16 protein-coding genes and 1 pseudogene are annotated in these 19,398 nt (G+C 44.8%); 15 read left to right on the top strand and 2 right to left on the bottom strand.

Annotated features, from left to right (window positions below):
- Positions 1-116 precede the first annotated feature (116 nt).
- The 10 genes from rpoN (at position 117) to E4U82_RS07700 (ending at position 10,802) form a co-directional block, all read left to right on the top strand.
- Positions 117-1,391 carry an RNA polymerase factor sigma-54 gene (gene rpoN, locus E4U82_RS07655; RefSeq protein ID WP_135109616.1) on the top strand — a complete coding sequence of 425 codons (1,275 nt, stop codon included), beginning with the start codon at positions 117-119 and terminating at the stop codon, positions 1,389-1,391.
- Between the two features lie 16 nt (positions 1,392-1,407).
- Positions 1,408-1,653, top strand: coding sequence for a glutaredoxin family protein (locus tag E4U82_RS07660; protein WP_135109617.1), 246 nt, complete (start codon positions 1,408-1,410; stop codon positions 1,651-1,653).
- 159 nt (positions 1,654-1,812) lie between these two features.
- Positions 1,813-2,847, top strand: coding sequence for a sugar-binding transcriptional regulator (locus tag E4U82_RS07665; RefSeq protein WP_135109618.1), 1,035 nt, complete (start codon positions 1,813-1,815; stop codon positions 2,845-2,847).
- 39 nt (positions 2,848-2,886) lie between these two features.
- Positions 2,887-3,897 (top strand): type I glyceraldehyde-3-phosphate dehydrogenase, encoded by a 1,011-nt coding sequence (gap, locus tag E4U82_RS07670; RefSeq protein WP_135109619.1) that lies wholly within the window; start codon positions 2,887-2,889, stop codon positions 3,895-3,897.
- A gap of 101 nt (positions 3,898-3,998) precedes the next feature.
- A complete protein-coding gene (locus E4U82_RS07675; protein ID WP_135109620.1) occupies positions 3,999-5,180 on the top strand; it encodes a phosphoglycerate kinase in 1,182 nt (393 codons plus the stop codon).
- A gap of 18 nt (positions 5,181-5,198) precedes the next feature.
- A complete protein-coding gene (gene tpiA, locus E4U82_RS07680; RefSeq protein ID WP_135109621.1) occupies positions 5,199-5,957 on the top strand; it encodes a triose-phosphate isomerase in 759 nt (252 codons plus the stop codon).
- Positions 5,954-7,501, top strand: coding sequence for a 2,3-bisphosphoglycerate-independent phosphoglycerate mutase (gene gpmI / locus E4U82_RS07685; protein WP_135109622.1), 1,548 nt, complete (start codon positions 5,954-5,956; stop codon positions 7,499-7,501). Before tpiA ends, gpmI begins: the two co-directional genes overlap by 4 nt.
- A gap of 224 nt (positions 7,502-7,725) precedes the next feature.
- A complete protein-coding gene (gene eno / locus E4U82_RS07690) occupies positions 7,726-9,012 on the top strand; it encodes a phosphopyruvate hydratase (protein WP_135109623.1) in 1,287 nt (428 codons plus the stop codon).
- Positions 9,013-9,210: 198 nt separating this feature from the next.
- Positions 9,211-10,179: a nucleoside hydrolase gene (locus tag E4U82_RS07695; RefSeq protein WP_135109624.1), complete on the top strand. Its 969-nt coding sequence runs from the start codon at positions 9,211-9,213 to the stop codon at positions 10,177-10,179.
- Between the two features lie 35 nt (positions 10,180-10,214).
- Entirely contained in the window at positions 10,215-10,802 is a 588-nt protein-coding gene (locus tag E4U82_RS07700; protein WP_135109625.1) for a nitroreductase family protein, read from the top strand.
- Positions 10,803-10,951: 149 nt separating this feature from the next.
- On the opposite strand, the gene ptsP is transcribed toward E4U82_RS07700, so the two are convergent.
- Positions 10,952-12,658 (bottom strand): phosphoenolpyruvate--protein phosphotransferase, encoded by a 1,707-nt coding sequence (ptsP, locus tag E4U82_RS07705; RefSeq protein ID WP_135109626.1) that lies wholly within the window; start codon positions 12,656-12,658, stop codon positions 10,952-10,954.
- 68 nt (positions 12,659-12,726) lie between these two features.
- Positions 12,727-13,650, bottom strand: coding sequence for an alpha/beta hydrolase (locus E4U82_RS07710; RefSeq protein ID WP_135109627.1), 924 nt, complete (start codon positions 13,648-13,650; stop codon positions 12,727-12,729).
- Between the two features lie 231 nt (positions 13,651-13,881).
- Between E4U82_RS07710 and secG the strand changes: the two genes are divergently transcribed.
- The 5 genes and pseudogenes from secG to E4U82_RS07735 all read left to right on the top strand — a co-directional run bounded on the left by secG (position 13,882) and on the right by E4U82_RS07735 (position 19,272).
- Positions 13,882-14,115 carry a preprotein translocase subunit SecG gene (gene secG, locus E4U82_RS07715; protein WP_135109628.1) on the top strand — a complete coding sequence of 78 codons (234 nt, stop codon included), beginning with the start codon at positions 13,882-13,884 and terminating at the stop codon, positions 14,113-14,115.
- 108 nt (positions 14,116-14,223) lie between these two features.
- Complete coding sequence (locus tag E4U82_RS07720) at positions 14,224-14,970, top strand: alpha/beta hydrolase (RefSeq protein WP_135109629.1); 747 nt, start codon at positions 14,224-14,226, stop codon at positions 14,968-14,970.
- Between the two features lie 296 nt (positions 14,971-15,266).
- Positions 15,267-17,447, top strand: coding sequence for a ribonuclease R (rnr, locus tag E4U82_RS07725; protein WP_135109632.1), 2,181 nt, complete (start codon positions 15,267-15,269; stop codon positions 17,445-17,447).
- A 231-nt stretch (positions 17,448-17,678) separates the two neighbouring features.
- A pseudogene (locus tag E4U82_RS07730) lies at positions 17,679-18,421 on the top strand (metal ABC transporter ATP-binding protein).
- Positions 18,418-19,272, top strand: a complete 855-nt coding sequence (locus tag E4U82_RS07735; protein WP_135109630.1) for a metal ABC transporter permease — start codon at positions 18,418-18,420, stop codon at positions 19,270-19,272. The pseudogene E4U82_RS07730 and the gene E4U82_RS07735 overlap by 4 nt, the downstream one beginning before the upstream one ends.
- The last annotated feature ends 126 nt before the right edge of the window (positions 19,273-19,398 follow it).

Genomic DNA, 19,398 nt, shown 5'->3' on the forward strand with positions numbered 1-19,398 from the left:
TGTGAGATCAGATGTGACATATATCACAAAATGAAGGAGCCATTTAACGGTTCAACGTGAGTTTTTGTCGATTTTGTGGCAAAATAGAATCAGCGGGGTTAAAGGGGGAGTTCTCGATGCGGCCAGCAATTATCCAGGAACAGACATTACAGCTTAAAATGAACCAGTCGCTGATTCAGGCCATTCAGCTGCTACAATTTTCCGGGATGGAAATCATTGAGTATATCCGGGAACTTTCCAAAGAAAACCCTTTAATTGAAGAAGTAGATGTTGACTATGAAATAAGTCATTTTAAGCAAGCGAATCCAAGTGAGGTATCGATTGGGGAAATTAATCAAGCTGAGCTGACCATGTATGACGAGCTCAAGAATCAGCTTTATTCCATCAATGTACCAGACGATTTAAGGGAAACCGTTTTATTCGGAATCAATTCACTAAATGAAGATGGATACCTGGATATCAAAATGGCGGATTGGGCAGCGCACTGTGGGCAAACGCTTGACCGGGCGGAAGAAGCCCTGCGACTGATCCAGATGCTGGAGCCTAAAGGGGTCGGAGCAAGGAGTCTTCAGGAATGTATCTTGCTGCAACTGCCGGATTCCGGGCCGTTTTTGGAGGAGCTGTTAATTGATCATTTGGATTGGGTTGCCGAAGAAAACATGACTGCGATCAGTACTCATTTTCAATCGACTGAAGAAGAGGCCACTGGTATCATTCAACAAATTCAATCCTGCCATCCGAAACCAGGTCAGCTTTTATCCGCACCGAAGACCGAGTATATTATTCCAGAAGCCTATATTTATGAGGAAGGCGGCAACTGGAACATTTCTTTTTATAAATGGCATTCGCCGACAATCGAAATCAACGAATCATACAAGCATCTCAAAGTGGATGACAAACAGACGGCTGATTTTTTAAAAGAAAAATTCAACCAGGTCAATTGGCTGAAACAGGCGATTCAGTTTCGGGGCAACACACTGGAAAAGGTGATCGGAACAATGGTGGAAAGGCAGCGGACGTATTTTGAACATGGTGCGTTTATGCTTCAGCCATTAACGTTAAAGGAAATCGCTGCAGATCTGGATATGCATATTTCCACCGTCAGCAGGGCCATTACGAATAAATATGTACAGACGAAACAAGGGATTATTCCCCTGAAATTTTTTCTGCAGTCTGGTGTGAAGCAGAAAGATGGCCAGCAAACAGCTTCTTTTGTCATTAAGCAGTTACTAGCCGAGCTGATTACAAACGAAGATAAACAAAAGCCTTTGTCAGATCAAGGCCTCAAAAACCGGCTGCATGAGGAATTTGGCATTACCGCTGCACGCCGGACTGTGATGAAATACCGTGAACAGCTGGGAATTCCTGCGTCAACGAAACGAAAAAAATAATGAGAGAGGGCTACCCATGCAGCATGTTATCTTTTACACGAAAGAAAATTGTTCATTATGTGATGACGCACGTACGATGCTCGAACTATTGAATCATGATTACCCGCTTGAAATCGAGGAACGGGATATTTACACGACTGATGAATGGCTGGAAAAATATCACTTACAGATTCCTGTTGTGCAGCTAAAAAACACCACGCTAAACTGTGAACAAATTAGCTATAAGGCGCTGGAGCAGGCACTGGGCGAAATCGGGGACTAGTTTGATTGTTTGGTGGTTCATTCGAAAACATTTTATTTGTATAAAAGAATAGATATGATAAACTATAACTGTAAGAAATTCAGGGAACATATTTTTTTGCCTTTTGCGGGACACAATCTAACAGTCCGGGACAATTCGCGTCCAACAAGGAGTCTTTTCATGCACGAATTGGTTGACATGCAGAAAAAATTATACCCGGATTTGCTGGAAGTGATGGAGGAACGGTATTTACTCCTGCAGAATATTGAGCTCCTGCAGCCAATCGGCAGACGTGCGCTGGCTGACAATACACATCTAACTGAACGGCATGTGCGGGGTGAGGTGGATGTTCTGTCAAGACAGAATCTGATTCAAATGTCAGCAAAAGGAATGCAATTGACAAAAGAGGGAAAATTAGTCATTGAGGAATTAGCAGCCTTTATGCACGAAGTAATGGGCTTGAACGTTTTAGAAAAACAATTGCAGGATACATTACATGTAGACAATATCATAATTGTGCCGGGTAATAGTGATGAACTTAATTGGGTAAAACAAGAAATGGGAAAAGCCTGCGTCTCTTTTTTGGAAAAACATCTGACGTCACGGCAAACGATCGCTGTTACTGGGGGCACAACAATGGCTGCAGTAGCTGAAATGATGAGCCCTTTTCATGATAATAGAGCGTCTCTGTTTGTTCCAGCAAGGGGTGGTATTGGTGAGAAAGAAGAAAATCAGGCCAATACCATTGCTGCTAAGATGGCGAGACAGGCAAATGGGAGTTACCGGCTTCTATATGTCCCGGATCCTTTAAGTGAGACATCCTACAAAACGATGATAAAAGAACCTGCCGTTATTGAGGTGTTAAAGCTTATCCAGGGTTCAGACATTGTTCTGCACGGAATTGGTGACGCGATCACGATGGCACGGAGGCGCAAGACTTCAGAAACAGTGATTCAAAAACTACAGGCCGAAAACGCTGTGAGTGAAGCATTTGGTTATTATTTTGACGCTGACGGTAACATCGTCCATAAAGTTAGGACGATTGGCCTTCACATGGATGACTTATCTGAACCTGGTCCAACAGTAATGACTGTGGCAGGCGGTAAATCAAAGGCACAAGCCATCACGTCATATTTCAAACAAGGCAAAAGCGACCTGTTGATTACCGATGAAGCAGCGGCAGAAGCGATTTTAAGGGATAATCCCTCCCTTTAAAATAAATACATGACGAATCATCAATAGGAGGAATTATAAATGGCAATTAAAATGGGAATTAACGGTTTTGGCCGTATTGGCCGCAATGTTTTCCGTCAGGCAATGAAAAATGATGAAGTGGATGTTGTTGCCGTAAATGACTTAACAGATGCAAATATGCTCGCACATTTGCTGCAGTATGACTCTGTTCACGGCATTCTGGATGAGGAAGTGACCGTTAACGGTTCAAACATCGTCGTTGGCGGGAAAGAAATTAAAGTACTTTCGGAAAAAGATCCTGCCAATCTTGGCTGGGGGGATCTTGGCGTGGATATCGTCATCGAATCAACCGGCCGCTTCACCCAGCGTGATGATGCGAAGAAACACCTTGATGCAGGTGCGAAAAAAGTCGTTATCTCGGCACCGGCCAAACAGGAAGATCTGACAATGGTTATGGGTGTTAACGAATCAGACTATGATCCACAAAAGCACCATATCGTATCCAATGCATCGTGTACAACCAATTGCATCGCGCCGCTGGCTAAAGTACTGCATGACAACTTTGGTGTGAAACGCGGTCTGATGACGACGGTTCACTCTTATACAAATGACCAGCAGATTTTGGACTTGCCGCATAAAGACTACCGCCGTGCTCGCGCAGCTGCACAAAACATCATTCCGACAACAACTGGTGCTGCCAAAGTGGTTGGTAAAGTCGTGCCTGATTTAGACGGCAAATTGAACGGAATGGCTATCCGTGTACCAACACCTGACGGCTCCATCACAGACCTGGTTGCTGAACTCGACCAAAACGTAACGGAAGAAGAAGTCAATGAAGCATTCAAAGCAGCTGCCCAGGAAGAAGGGTTGAAGGGCATTGTCGGCTATAGTGAAGCGCCACTCGTTTCCAGTGATATTGTCGGCAGTACCTACTCATCACTGTTTGATGCACAGTCAACGATGACGATGGAAGATAACATGGTAAAAGTTGTATCGTGGTATGACAACGAAATGGGCTATTCCACACGTTGTGTTGACTTGGCCGCTTATATCGGAAAACAAGGATTCTAATCATGACTTAAACAAGGGGGAGGGACTATATCCTCCTCCTTTTTAAGTGTATAATGGATGGAGCCTATCCATACATAACTTGCTAAGCAGGAGGTTTTGATATGAACAAAAAAACACTGCATGATCTTGACGTCAACAACAAGAAGGTATTCTGTCGTGTGGATTTCAATGTGCCGATGACAAATGGCACGGTCACCGACGATACACGGATCAGGGCTGCTCTCCCGACGATTGACTATTTGTCGGAAAATGGGGCGATTGTCATTTTGGCAAGTCACCTCGGGCGACCAAAAGGTGAAGTGGTTGATGACCTGCGGCTTGACCCGGTTGCGGAACGCTTGAGTGATTTGCTTGAAAAAGAAGTAGTTAAAACCGATGCCGTTTACGGGAATGAAGTAAATGAGGCCTTATCACAGGTTAGTGGCGGTGACATTATACTGATTGAAAATGTTCGTTTTCATCCTGGCGAGGAAGAAAATGATCCCGAATTGGTCCAAGCCTTCGCGGACATGGCTGATCTGTATGTTAATGATGCGTTTGGCGCTGCACACCGGGCACACGCTTCAACAACTGGCGTCGCGGAAAAATTGCCTGCTGCTGCCGGCTTCTTAATGGAAAAAGAAATCGAAGTGCTCGGCAAGGCTTTGGAAAATCCTGAACGCCCATTTACAGCCATCATTGGTGGCGCCAAGGTCAAAGATAAAATCAGTGTGATTGATCATTTGCTGGACAAAGTTGATAACTTGATCATTGGTGGGGGCCTTGCTTACACATTTGTCAAAGCACAAGGGTATGAGATCGGCAAATCACTGCTGGAAGAAGATAAGCTTGATTTGGCTAACGAATTCATGCAGAAAGCCAAAAACAAGGGCGTGAACTTTGTCATGCCGCAAGATGCTATTGTGGCGGATGATTTTTCTGAAGATGCCAATACAAAAATCGTTGACATTACAGAAATCCCCGCTGATTGGGAAGCACTGGACATCGGACCGAAAACTCGTGAAGCCTATGATCAAGTTGTGAACGATTCACAACTAATCGTGTGGAACGGGCCAATGGGCGTGTTCGAATACAACGCATTTGCCGGCGGAACGCGAGCCGTAGCAGAAAGCCTGGCTCAGACAGAAGGATACACAGTTATAGGCGGCGGAGATTCCGCTGCGGCCGTTGAAAAATTCGGTTTTGCCAGTGATATGGATCATGTGTCAACCGGTGGCGGAGCATCCCTTGAGTTTATGGAAGGAAAAGTTCTGCCAGGTGTGAAGGCACTTGATGATAAATAACTTTGGAGAGGTGATACCATGCGCAACAAAGTCATAGCTGGAAATTGGAAAATGAATAAAGTACTAGCTGAAGCGGATCAATTTGCTGACTCTGTTAGCGGAAATTTGCCTGATGATGATAACGTCGAAGCGATTGTTTGTGCACCATTTCCTTTTCTGCCGACTCTTGTGGAGAAAGCAAAAGGAAGCAACTTGAAAATTGGCGCACAAAACATGCATTTTGAGGAAAGTGGCGCATATACCGGGGAAGTGAGTCCGGTCATGCTGCAAGATCTTGGCGTGACGCATGTGGTGATTGGTCATTCGGAACGCCGCGAACAGTTTGCTGAGACCGATGAAACTGTGAATAAAAAAGTTCATGCCGCATTTAACCATGAATTGACACCGATTGTTTGTGTGGGTGAAACGCTTGAGCAGCGAGAAGCCAATGAAACGATGAGCCACATCGAAAATCAGGTACGAACAGGTTTGAAGCAGCTGACCGATGAACAAATCGGATCGCTTATAATTGCCTATGAACCGATTTGGGCGATCGGCACTGGTAAGACTGCCTCAAGTTCGGATGCTGATCAAGTGTGTTCACTTATTCGCAGCGTTGTCAAAGACATGACATCGGAAAATGTAGCGGAGCAAGTAATCATCCAATATGGCGGTAGCGTAAAACCGGCCAGTATCGATGAACTTTTGGAACAGCCTGATATTGACGGAGCACTTGTCGGCGGTGCAAGTCTTGAGCCGGAATCCTTCTTAAAGCTTGTGGAGGCAGGTACAAAATGAATGATCAAAAATTAGCAGCGCTCATCATCCTGGATGGGTTTGGCATTCGTGATGAAGAAAAAGGCAATGCTGTGAAAGAGGCGCGCACACCAAATTTTGATCGGTATTGGGAACAATTTGCGCATAATCAGTTAACGGCATCCGGTGAAGCAGTCGGTTTGCCTGAAGGGCAAATGGGTAACTCGGAAGTCGGTCACTTGAATATTGGTGCTGGAAGGATTGTCTATCAAAGTCTGACAAGGGTGAACCTGTCGATCAAAGAAGGCGAATTTTTCGAGAAGGAAGCATTTTTGAAGTCGATACAACATGCAAAAGATGAGGATAAGGCATTGCATATTTTTGGACTTCTATCTGACGGGGGTGTCCACAGTCACATTAACCATTTGTTTGCACTGCTGAAGCTCGCAAAGGATCATGACCTGGAAAAAGTCTATGTCCATGCGTTTCTGGATGGACGAGATGTAGGACCGCAAACAGCGAAAAAATATATCAAACAAACCGAAGACAAAATGAATGAATATGGCGTTGGTCAGATTGCCACGGTTTCAGGACGTTATTATTCAATGGACCGGGACAAACGCTGGGATCGTGTAAAAAAAGCCTATGATGCCATGGTCTATGGTGAAGGTCCCGCTTATCAGGACCCATATGAAGTGATTGATGATTCATATGAAAATGGTATTTATGATGAATTTGTGATTCCGTCTGTTTTGACCGATAAAGACGGGAAACCGGTCGGACAAGTGCAAGATGAGGATTCCATCATTTTTTACAATTTCCGTCCTGACCGGGCTATTCAAATCTCCCGGACATTTGCAAATGACGATTTCCGTGATTTTGACCGTGGGGAGCATCCGCCGAAAAATCTGGATTTTGTCATGCTGACCGAATTCAGTGAAGCAATTGATGGCTACGTTGCCTACCAGCCGGTCAATCTGGATGATACGATCGGGGAAGTTCTTGCGCAGCATGACATGAAGCAGCTGCGTATCGCTGAAACCGAAAAATACCCGCACGTTACGTTTTTCATGAGCGGAGGGCGCGAGCAAGAATTCCCGGGTGAAAAACGTGTCCTGATTAATTCGCCGAAAGTGGCCACATATGATCTGAAACCTGAGATGAGCGCATACGAGGTAACGGAGGCTTTACTAAAAGAACTGGATGCACAAGAGCATAACGCGATCATCCTGAATTTCGCCAACCCGGACATGGTTGGGCATTCGGGTAAATTGGAGCCGACTGTCAAAGCAATCGAGGCGGTTGATGAGTGTTTGGGAAAAGTTGTTGATAAGATTTTGGAACTTGGTGGAAACGCGATTATTACGGCTGATCACGGGAATTCGGATGAAGTTGTGACAACAGAAGGTGATCCGATGACGACACACACGACGAACCCTGTTCCGGTCATCGTGACACAAGAAGATGCCGAACTCCGCGATGGCAGTATTTTAGCGGATCTTTCGCCAACATTATTGGATTTATTGAACGTTGATAAACCGGACAAAATGACAGGTGAATCATTAATTAAGTCTGTTTTCAAATAGATTGTTGCTTTTCACATCCTTTTATTAAGGAGGGATTCTGAATCAGCAGTTGCCATACACGTAGACTCCAGCGGGATGAGAGGCATAGGTGAGACCCCGCAGTGCGAAAGCACGAGGAGGCTCATCAGCCGCCCGCGGAAAGCGAAGTGTATGGCAACTGCGGCGGTCGGAAACCACCAAAAAATACAAAAGCAACTTTAAATAAAAAATAGAGGAGTGGTTGGATGCCATACATTACAGACGTTTATGCCCGTGAGGTACTCGATTCACGCGGCAACCCGACAGTTGAAGTGGAGGTCTTCACCGAATCAGGCGCGTTTGGTGCAGCACTTGTACCAAGCGGGGCCTCAACCGGTGAATATGAAGCGGTTGAATTGCGTGATGATGACAAGGATCGTTATCTTGGAAAAGGTGTGGAAAAAGCGGTCGAAAATGTCAATGACGTGATTGCACCTGAATTAATCGGTGTGGATGCCACCCGCCAGAACATTATTGACCAGATTTTGCTGGAACTGGATGGTACTGAAAATAAAGGCAATCTTGGTGCCAATGCGATTCTTGGTGTGTCCATGGCTGTTGCACATGCCGCATCCAGCTACCTGGAACTGCCATTATATAATTATCTGGGCGGTTTCAATGCGAAAACACTCCCAACGCCGATGATGAACATTTTAAATGGCGGAGAGCATGCCGATAATAATGTTGATATCCAGGAATTTATGATTATGCCTGTTGCAGCACCAACATTCAAAGAAGCACTCCGGACAGGCGCCGAAGTTTTTCATTCCCTGAAAAAGGTGCTGAAATCCAAAGGCTATAACACCGGCGTCGGCGATGAAGGCGGCTTTGCCCCGAACCTTGATTCAAACGAAGCGGCACTCGGGACGATTGTTGAGGCAATTGAAGCTGCCGGTTATAAAGCTGGTGAAGAAGTGAAACTGGCGATGGATGTTGCCTCGTCTGAGATTTATGAGGACGGCAAATACAACCTCAAAGGAGAAGGCGTCACCCGCACAGCGGCGGAAATGGTTGACTGGTATGAAGGCCTGATCAACAAATATCCAATCATTTCGATTGAAGACGGACTTGATGAGAATGATTGGGAAGGTCATAAACTGTTGACTGACCGGATCGGTGACCGTGTTCAACTTGTTGGCGATGATCTGTTTGTGACCAACACCAACAAACTTTCCCGCGGTATTGAGGAAGGTGTCGGTAATTCGATTCTCGTGAAAGTAAACCAAATCGGTACACTGACCGAGACCTTTGAAGCGATTGAAATGGCTAAACGTGCCGGATATACGGCGGTCATTTCGCATCGTTCAGGTGAAACAGAAGATGCGACCATTGCTGATATTGCTGTTGCCGTCAATGCCGGACAGATTAAAACCGGTGCGCCATCCCGTACCGATCGCGTCGCCAAATACAATCAGCTCCTGCGCATTGAAGATGAGCTGGCTGGTATGGGCGAATATGCCGGGCTTTACGCGTTTTATAACTTGAACAAATAATGGCTATCGAATATCTTAAAACACCTTTCCAATAAATTTCATTGGAAAGGTGTTTTTTTAAAATATAACTTTTTTCATGCCTGCCGGAGCTGTGTCCGTACGTGCGTAGACAGACCTCTGTAAAACTCTGGGAATAGGACAAATATCACGCCGAATATACTGGACTGGGTAACAATTCCAAATTAGGAGAGGATTAATTTGACTCAGAAAGTACTGGTATTCGGGGATATTGGAATTGATGATACCGTGGCATTAATTTATGGCTTGTTTGATGATGCGATTGACGTGGTCGGTGTTGTGGCCGACTATGGGAATGTTTCGCGGGATAAAGCGGTGGCGAATGTCAATTATATCAGGAGAATGTTTGGTGTTGACCCGGTAATCAAGGTTATTTTAGGAGCAGAGATTCCCATGACGGGCGAAGAACCTGAATTTTTTCCGGAAATCCATGGTGAATATGGGCTTGGCCCGATTAAACCGCCCCTTTTGAATGGCGCAGGTGTTGAGGAAAATTTCTTTGAAGTTATTCAATTGATTAAGCAGTACCGTGATCAGGATTTAGTCATTGTGAATATTGGCCGGCTGACATCACTTGCTACGTTGTTCATTTTGTACCCCTACATTATGGAAGACGTGCACGAGATTTATATGATGGGCGGTGCTTTCTGGGTGCCGGGGAACGCAACGGCTGTATCTGAAGCCAATTTCTACGGGGACCCGATTGCTGCACACCTGGTTCTGAAAAACGCTCACAATGTGACAATCATACCGATGAATGTGACAATGGCAGCTATTGCGACACCGCAAATGGTTGACTATATCCATCGGGTGGGCAAGGCCGAAATCGTCAAGCCATTATTGGATTATTATTACAACTATTATAAGCAGCGTAATCCAGACATTGAAGGAAGCCCGCTGCATGATGTGGTGACAATGATGGCAGTCGTCTATGAAAATATGTTCACGTTCAGAAGCTTGCCGGTTGATATCATTCGGGACGAAGTTGATGTTGTTAGAGGACAGAGCATTGCTGATATTAGACCGTATGTGGATGTGTTGGAACATGAAGCCGAAGAAGAAAAACATCATCGTATTGCAGTGGGGCTTGATTACTGGCAATTTTATCATTATTTCATGGCAAATATGACTGGGCAGGCCGGGCTGTAAATGGCATAATGAAATGGTAATGCATTTTTCAAGAGGTGATAGCCATCGATCTATTAACAGCCATCAAAGCGCGCCGGTCCATTCATCAGTTTAAAAAGCAGGAAGTGGGCCGGGCTGTTTTACAGGATATTTTTACATACGGGTCCTATGCGCCGACACATTATATGAAAGAATCATGGCGGATAAACGTTTATGAAAGAGAGGGCAAGTCGGATTTTGTCGATGCGATCATGACAAGCTATCAGCGGATTGGGATGCTGAAAACGGACGATGATCTCAAGACACAAAAAATGATTGACTCTATGAAACAATTTTTGCTTCAGATTCCACACCATGCCCTGATTTATTTTAAGAAAGAAGATGATCCTGTTCGTTATGAGGAAACGTATGCCAGTATTTGCGCGTTCATTCAAAACGCACAGCTTGCCGCCTGGTCGTATGGCGTTGGTATGCTTTGGACGATTACGCCTTACATGCATGACAGCGGATTTGCCGAGGATATCGGACTGGATAGCAGGACGGATAAAATTGCAGCCGTCATGCAGATTGGTTATCCGGAAAAGATTCCTCGTGATAAAGGCAGGACGCCGATTGGTGATAAGATCACGTTTATTTCGGAGTAAAAAGCTGACGGGACTCTCCCCCTGTCAGTTTTGAGCGGGGAACAATAGAAAAGAGTGCAAACATTAGCTGAAGAGCGCAGACTTCAGCCCAGAACCCTTCATCCAAAATAAAGACACCCGGAGCCACAAGATTCCGGGTGTTCCAGTCATTATTCCGTTTTTTCCCTGATAAATTCGACCACTTCTTCTGTCGTACCCATAGACAGAAGTTTGTCTTTATAGGAAGCCATTTTTTCTTTTGACAGATCACGAATTTGCGTACGGGCCGGTAGAATGGATGTTGCGCTCATACTGAATTCGTCAAGTCCCAGTCCTAGCAATGCAGGGATGGCGATTGAATCACCGGCCATTTCGCCGCACATGCCGACCCATTTATCTTCAGCATGGGCAGCCTCAATCACCGAATTGACCAGATTCAGAATGGCCGGATGGTATGGCTGATACAAGTAGGATACGCGTTCGTTCATGCGGTCAGCGGCCATCGTATATTGAATCAGATCATTGGTGCCGATGCTGAAAAAGTCTACTTCTTTAGCGAACTGTCTGGCCGTGACAGCAGTTGATGGAATCTCGACCATAATGCCGACTTCGATATCATCTGACACAGCAGTGCCCTCATCCTTCAGGTTTTGTTTTTCATCCAGTAGCATGCCTTTTGCCTGACGGAACTCTTCCAATGTGGCAACCATTGGAAACATGATTTTCAAATTACCGTGAACACTGGCGCGCAATAATGCCCGCAATTGTGTACGGAACACATCGTCATTTTCTAAACAAAAACGGATGGCACGGAAACCTAAAAATGGATTCAGCTCCTCAGGCAGGTCCAGATAGCTAATTTCCTTATCACCGCCTACGTCAAGTGTCCGGACAACAACAGGCTTGTCTTCCATTTTCTCAAGCACTGTTTTATAGGCATCGTATTGCTCGTCTTCAGTTGGCAGCTGGTTTTTGCCCATATATAAAAACTCAGTGCGGTACAGGCCGATTCCTTCGCCGCCGTTTGCCAGCACACCATCAACATCATCCGGTGTTCCGATATTGGCGGCCAATTCGACTTGCTCCTTGTCAGCCGTAATGGTCGGTTCATTTTTTAATTTTGCCCATTCTTCTTTTTGTCTCTCAAAAGCTGCCTGTTTTTCTTTATATTCAGCAAGCTTATCTTCGGAAGGATTGACGATGACATTTCCTTCAATACCGTCAACAATAACCACATCATCGTTTTTAACAGACTTCGTAACGCCCCTTGTCCCGACAACAGCAGGGATTTCTAATGATCGTGCCATAATGGCCGAGTGGGACGTCCGTCCACCGATGTCCGTTGCAAAGCCCCGAACAAAATCCCGGTTCAGCTGTGCGGTATCGGACGGTGTTAAATCATTGGCGATGACAATGACTTCCTCATCAATCAGGGCCGGATTTGGCACAGTGACACCGAGCAAATGCGCCAATACCCGCTTCGACACGTCCTGTATATCGGCAGCACGCTCGCGCATGTATTCATTGTCCATATTTTTGAACATGTCGACGAACATATTGGCGGTCTCTTCCAAAGCAGTTTCAGCCATGACATTCTCGTTCGTGATTTTATCCTTCATCGGGTTAACCATTTCCGGATCATCGAGGACAAGCAGATGGGCAGAAAAAATTTCGGCATGCTCATCACCCATTTCTTTCCGCGTATGTTCCTTGATTTTCTCCAGTTCCTGTTTGGCTGTTGCAAGTGCGCTGTCCAGACGTTCGATTTCTTTATTAGGATTATCAATTGCTTTTTTTTCATAAGTTAATGCCGGTGTAACCAGCTGGTACGCCTTGGCGATGGCTATTCCATTTGATGCGGCTATTCCTTGAATCATAAACGTTAACCAACCCTTCGATAAAAATTTACTCTATCCTACATTTTACACGTATACGCTTTGACAAATCAAGCAATCTTCCTTGTCAGCTGAATGATCCAGTCTAAAAGTCGCTGATAAATTTCACTTCGGTTCAATTCATGCAATAATTCGTGTCGTCCCTCTTCAAACAGCACCGTCATGACTTGTTCGAGTCCAGCCTCATGATATAAATTGGCTGTTTTCCAGGCACCTTTTCCATAGTCACTGACCGGATCTTCTGTGCCACTCACAACGAGCATCGGCAAATCCGATCGAATGTGCCGGTTGTTTTGCGGATTGTGAATGATGGAAAGTCCGGTCATCAAATCTTTGAAAAATCCTGCGGTCGGAATGAAGCCGCAATAAGGATCATCGATATATGTTTGGATAAAGTTGTCATCACGTGTCAGCCAGTCAACATGTGTCTTTTTATGTGGTACATGCCTGTTGTAGGACGAAAAGACAAGCGCGTTCATCAGCCTTGATTTTTCTGACGGCGGAAGTTGCGAAGCCAGCATTTTCGCTGTCGTGGTTACGAATGGTGAATAATAGCCTGTACCGGATAAAATAACGCCATCGAACAGATCACTATGCTGTTGAATAACATGTCTTGCCAAAAAGGACCCCATGCTGTGTCCCAGTAAAATGAATGGGGTCTCCGGATAATCCTGCCTGATCTGTTTTGTCACAGCCAGCATGTCGTTTGATACTTTTTCAAAACCATTTTCAGCAGCAAAATAACCGAACAACCCTTGCTGTTCACCGGTTCGCCCATGGCCGCGGTGGTCATTTCCATAGACGGCGATGTTATTCGCTGTCAGGAACTGTGCAATGTGTTCATAACGGCCAATATGCTCCACCATGCCATGGGCGATTTGAACAATTGCTTCTGGTTCCTTTTCAGAGGGCAGCCATTTCTTTAGATGAATATCGACATGATCCGGGCGCGTTAACCAACATGTTTTTTCCATTAAGACACATCCATTTCTATACGTGATCAATACTTTCATGATAGAATGAAAACGATCATCCGTCCAAAGATAAACAAAAGTGAGTGTTCGAAAAGGAGAATGAAAAGGCTCGGCAGGCTAATTTGCCGGACTTTTTGAACAACCTCAAAAAGATAACTTGCGATGAAAGACAGGGATATGCTAAAGTACATAATAGGTATATAGCGTTTTTGACTGGGGGTGCTGTTTAACGTGGAAGCTTTTGTTCATATAGCTTTGTTGATTGATGCTATCATTATGATTGTTCTTATTTTATTGCAATCGGGAAAGAGTGCCGGGCTTTCCGGAGCGATTTCGGGAGGAGCCGAGCAACTTTTCGGTAAACAGAAAGCGCGTGGAGCGGATTTATTTTTACACCGGGGAACGATCGTTACCGGGGTCCTGTTTTTTGTGCTGGCTTTTCTGAGCGGTTATATACTTCAATAATGGTCAACCCTTATCGCAGTGATAAGGGTTTTTCATTTTTCATGAGAAACATATTCGGGTAAGGTATACTATATGAAGCAGGTATCGCAGAAGGAGATGAACCACGAGTTGAAAATTAAATTGCCGGAGCCATTTACGTTTGAAGCTGGTCCGCGTGCGGTATTATTATTACATGGGTTTACCGGGCATTCAGCAGATGTGCGAATGCTCGGGCGGTTTTTGGAGAAAAAAGGCTACACAAGTCATGCGCCGATATACCGCGGGCACGGCAAAGAACCGGAAGAGCTGGTGAAAGCGAGTGCTGATGAATGGTGGGAAGATGTAACAAATGCTTTCAACCATTTGAAAGAATTGGGCTATCAGGAAATCGCGGTAGCCGGGTTGTCACTTGGCGGAGTGTTGAGCCTGAAACTCGCTTATACGGAGGCGGTCAAAGGTGTGATCCCAATGTGCGCCCCGATGTTCTTTGACAACGAGGAGCAGCTGACGAAAGGCTATCGATTTAAAGCAAGGGAATTCAAGCAGCTGGAAGGAAAAGATAAAGACACCATCGAAAAAGAAGTGCAGAAATTGGTCGATAATTCCCGTGATATGTTTCACGATTTGGGGGAATTGATCTCGGAGGTCAACCATCATATCGATACGATTTACACCCCAACGTTCGTTGTGCAGGCGCGTCAGGATGAGATGATCAATACAGACAGTGCAAACTACATTTATGAACACGTGGAATCCGATCAGAAAGATATCAAATGGTATGAAGAATCGGGCCATGTGATTACAATGGGCAATGAAAAAGAAGAGCTGTTTGAGGATATCTATCAATTTCTTGAATCGCTTGATTGGAACAAATGATTATAATCCGGTGAAAACGTGAATAATAGTATGTGTTCAAAAAAAGAGGATAAAAAGAACCGGCAGGCTAAGTTCGCGACGTCAATCGCCAACGCGCACCAGCACGTCAATCGCGTCAACGTTCGAGGCGGCGTAGTTTTGAGCGCGGGCTTCTCGCGTGTTGTGGTGAGTTCTGCGTTGCCCACAGGACGTGGGCGGTATTAGCAGAAGAACCCCTATCGAAGTGTTATTTTTACCGGACTTTTTGAACAACCTTTAATAGCATTAGAAAGAAGGTGAGACATTTGAACGAATCAATGGAAGAACGATTAAGAGACTATTTTAATGAACATAGTGAAAAACCATTGGCCGTCCATGAACTGGAGGAAGCCTTAGGACTGGGGGAAGCCGTCGAATTTAAGGAATTGGTGAAAGCCCTGAATGCCCTTGAGGAGGCCGGCGAGCTTGTCAGAACCCGCAAAAACCGTTTCGGGCTGCCTGAAAAGATGAACCTTGTCCGCGGCCGGATTCAGATGCACGCCAAAGGGTTTGCTTTTTTAATCCCGGATGATGACAGCCAGTCTGATGTCTATATCCACCACTCTGATCTGGCATCAGCTATGAATAATGATAAAGTCATGGTGCGGATTGAAAAGCGGAATGCCGATGGGAACAGGCCGGAAGGGACAGTCATCCGGATTTTGGAGCGGGCCACCCACCAGATCGTCGGAACGTTTGAAGATAATGGCGCATTCGGATTCGTGGTTGCTGATGATAAACGGATTCCCAATGATATTTTCATCCCAAAGAGTATGAACGCCGGCGCAGTGAGCGGCCATAAGGTCATTGCCCATATTACGAAATATCCGGAAGGCCGGATGAGTGCTGAAGGCGAAATCATTCATATCCTTGGACACAAAAATGATCCGGGCATTGATATCATATCCATCATTCATAAACATGGCATTAAGGTAGACTTCCCGGAAGAGGTCCTGGAGCAGGCATCTAACACACCTGAAGAAATCAAGCCATCTGAATTGGAAAATCGCCGTGATTTAAGGGATGAACAGATTGTTACGATTGATGGCGCGGATGCCAAGGATCTGGACGATGCGGTGTCCGTTAAACCATTAGAGAACGGCAACTATAAGCTTGGCGTTTATATTGCAGACGTCAGCTATTATGTGGAAGAAAACTCCCCGATTGACAAGGAGGCATTCGAACGTGCGACAAGTGTTTATCTAGTCGACCGGGTGATTCCGATGATCCCACATCGGCTGTCAAACGGCATTTGTTCCTTGAATCCGCAAGTGGACAGGCTAACGCTTGGTTGTGAGATGGAGATCAATAGCAAGGGGGAAGTAGTCAATCACGATATTTTCCAGAGCGTGATCAAGACGAATGAACGCATGACCTATGGAGATGTGAATCAAATACTGGTTGAGAAAGATGAGACACTGCGTGACCGATATAAGCCGCTCGTACCGATGTTTGAAAATATGGAAAAATTGGCGGAAATACTGCGCGCGAAACGGATGGGCCGTGGTGCTATCGATTTTGATTTTAAAGAAGCCGAAGTACTGGTTGATGATACCGGCAAGCCAGAAGATGTTGTCCTGAGGGAACGCTCGGTTGGTGAACGGCTGATTGAAGAATTTATGCTGGCGGCGAACGAAACGGTAGCCGAGCATTTTCATTGGATGGATGTGCCGTTCATTCACCGGATTCACCAGGACCCTGATGAAAGCAAGCTGCAAAACTTTTTTGAATTCATCGCCGGACTTGGTTATGTCGTGAAGGGGACAGCCAACGAGATTCATCCATCGGCATTGCAAAAAGTCATTGAAGAAGTGAAAGGGAAACCCGAAGAACTGATTGTTTCTAAACTTATGCTGCGCTCGATGCAGCAGGCTAAATACGATCCGCAAAGTGTCGGACATTTTGGACTGGCAACCGATTTTTATACGCATTTCACATCGCCAATTCGTCGTTACCCGGACTTGACCGTACACCGCTTGATCCGGGCATACCTTGTCAACAAGCAAATGGACAAGGATACGATCAGCCATTGGAAAGAACAAATGCCCGAAATCGCCCGTCATTCATCGGAAATGGAGCGGGCGGCAGTTGACGCTGAACGCGAAACAGATGATTTGAAGAAGGCGGAATTTATGGAAGATAAAATCGGTGAAGAATATACCGGTGTAATTAGTTCGATTACAAATTTCGGTTTGTTTGTCGAGCTGGAAAATACCATTGAGGGCCTTGTCCATGTCAGTTATCTGACCGATGATTATTATCATTATGACACAAGGAGCCAGGCGATGATTGGTGAACGCACAGGCAATATATACCGAATCGGTGAAGAAGTCGATGTGCGTGTTGTCAAAGTCAATACTGATGAACGTGTCGTGGATTTCGAGCTTGTGACAACGAAGCAGCCTAAAAAGAAAAATAAAAACAAGAAAAAGATAAAGGGGAAAAAGGTCAAAAAGTAAGTTTACGAAAACGGGGAAGACTAATGTGGTGCGAATAGTGGCATCATATTAGTCTTTTTTTTTGCAGGAACAAAATGGCATTAAATACATAGAGTAAAGCAGATTATTTTTGCATTAGGTAAACTTTATTGTTGACATATAAATTTAATTCCTTTATGCTACTTATTAACCTAAGATAAACAAAAGTGGAATCGCCCGAAATTTATTTTATTTCAGAAAGAAGGGGTTCGAATGAACAAGGCAATTACTGTGGATCAACTGAATGTTTCATATAACGGTCAGACAGCGCTTCGCGACGTTTCATTCTCCATTGAACCTGGGAATATTGTTGGCGTTATCGGTCCCAATGGTGCTGGTAAATCAACCTTGTTAAAATCAATTTTAGGCCTGATACCAAAAGATACAGGAACTATCAAAATCATGGAAAATAACATTCGTGATACCAGAAAAAAATTGCCTATGTCCCGCAGCGAAATGACATTGACTGGGATTTTCCCATTTCAGTGTTTGACGCGGTTCTCATTGGACGTTATCCAAGGCTGAAAATATCACGAAAACCGAAAAAGGCTGATAAGGAAATTGCCATGCATGCGCTGGCTAAAGTGGGGATGGCGGATTTCAAAAACCGGCAAATCGGGGAATTATCCGGCGGACAGCAACAGCGCGTATTTCTGGCAAGAGCGCTGGCACAACAAGCGGAAGTATTCTTTTTGGATGAACCATTTGTTGGAATCGATATTCGCAGTGAAGAGACAATCATGGTGATTTTGAAGGAGTTAAGTGCAAGTGGAAAAACCATACTGGTGGTCCACCATGATTTAAGTAAAGCAAAAAAATATTTTCAGCAGATTATTTTGTTAAACCAAGCATTAATGGACTTTGGCGAAGTGGAGGATGTTATGCAGCCCGACACAATAGCACAGGCTTATGAAGGGCAGTTGTCATTCCTGAAAGAATTGGCGGTGAAATCATGAATTTTTTAGAAGCTGTGATGCATTACGATTTTTTACAAAAAGCTCTCGTTACATCCATCATGGTCGGTATTATATGTGGCGTGATAGGAAGTTTTATTGTGTTGCGCGGCATGTCACTGATGGGTGATGCGATTTCACATGCGGTTCTTCCGGGTGTAGCAGTTTCGTATTTCCTGGAGATCAATTTTTTCTTTGGTGCAGTTGCTACAGGAATACTGACCGCCATTGGCATTGGGTATATCAGTCAAAATAGCCGTATAAAAAACGACTCATCCATAGGCATTATGTTTACAGCAGCGTTCGCACTGGGGATTATCCTGATCACCCTTTTAAAAAGCAGTACAGATTTATACCACATTTTGTTTGGAAACGTTCTTGCCGTTCGTCCGTCGGATATGTGGATGACAATGATAATAGGTGTAGTCGTTTTGATCAGTGTGTACGTTTTTTATAAAGAACTGCTGGTTACCTCGTTTGACCCGACGATGGCAAAAGCATATGGTTTACCGAATAATGCTATCCACTACTTCCTTATGACGTTGCTGACGATGGTAACTGTAGCATCTTTGCAGACAGTAGGTATTATATTAGTGGTAGCAATGCTGATCACACCGGCTGCGACAGCTTATTTGATCACGAATCGGCTCTCAACAATGATATTTTTATCATCCAGCTTTGGGGTGATTGCTTCAGTAGTTGGATTGTATATCAGTTATAAGGCGAATCTTGCCTCAGGTGCCACGATTGTATTGTCAGCAACGCTTTTGTTTATGCTCACGTTCATTGTATCACCGAAACATGGCGTGTTGTGGAAATCGTTGCGTTCACGTCGGAAACGTTTATCTTATTAACTCAACTTTCGCAGTCCAAAACAGGCATGTATACCTTGATATAGTTAGGTAAACCCGCAACCCATTGTTGTAATTGACTTTTGACAAACCTTTGTATTTTTTTATTGGTATGTTTTAGGGTATCTT

It is taken from the genome of Lentibacillus salicampi (genome assembly GCF_004565465.1).
Taxonomy (GTDB): Bacteria; Bacillota; Bacilli; order Bacillales; family Amphibacillaceae; genus Lentibacillus; species Lentibacillus salicampi.